This is a genomic window from Massilia sp. CT11-108 (genome assembly GCF_047302915.1).
Lineage (GTDB): Bacteria > Pseudomonadota > Gammaproteobacteria > Burkholderiales > Burkholderiaceae_D > Telluria > Telluria orientalis.
Window position 1 is genome coordinate 1 of sequence record NZ_JBKYMO010001096.1, and the last position, 732, is coordinate 732.

Sequence of the window (732 nt, forward strand, 5' to 3'; positions counted from 1 at the left end):
GCGCGGACTTGCCGTCCGCCGCCGTCATGACCGTGCAGCCGCGCGATTGCAGCAGCGCGCAGGTCATCTCGCGCAGGTCGTCGTTGTCTTCCACCAGCAGCACGCGCCGGCGGCCCGACGTCGCCTTCGTCGACATCGACCTGCCCGACATCTCCGGCTACGAGGTCGCGCGGACGCTGGCGCGCCAGGGTGGCATCCGGCTCGTGGCCGTCACCGGCTACGGCCAGCCGGACGACGTGCGCCGGGCGCTGGCCGCCGGGTTCGACCTGCACCTGAAAAAGCCCGTGCGTCTGGACGAACTGGAGCGCGCGCTGGGCGAACCCGACCCGGTGCGCTGATCGTTCGCAATCATCGCGAACACAATGAAAATTTTCGCGCCGCCTGTTATCGCTATCTTCTTTATATCGTGAAGCGGGTAGGTGGCCGTTCAAATACCTTGATTTGGCGGGCGTACCACCATTTCGTTCGTCGTTGCCCCGGAATTCGTTAAATATTGTTAAACATGGCGGGCACGATTGAAATTCGATTGGCACTGATCGGATTGTCAAGTAATCTGGGGTTGCAGGGTGTGGGCAACCAAGACTCGACGACCATGGCCGACTCGACATTTGATGCAGCGACCGGAGCCCGCGACGACGAGGTCGTCGAAGCGGTATTGCGCGAACGCGCGGCGCACCTGCCCGCGCGCGACGGCGCGGCGGAGAGCGTCGTGCTGGCGCGGCTGGCGCAGGC

At 64.5% G+C, this 732-nt stretch carries 2 protein-coding genes; both read left to right on the top strand.

From position 1 onward, the window contains the following. The coding region (locus ACEN88_RS33360) for a response regulator (protein ID WP_413346614.1) at positions 1-338 on the top strand (338 nt) is incomplete at its 5' end. 164 nt (positions 339-502) lie between these two features. Further along, positions 503-732 (top strand): hypothetical protein (locus ACEN88_RS33365; protein ID WP_413346616.1); only part of this gene is annotated, 230 nt, incomplete at its 3' end.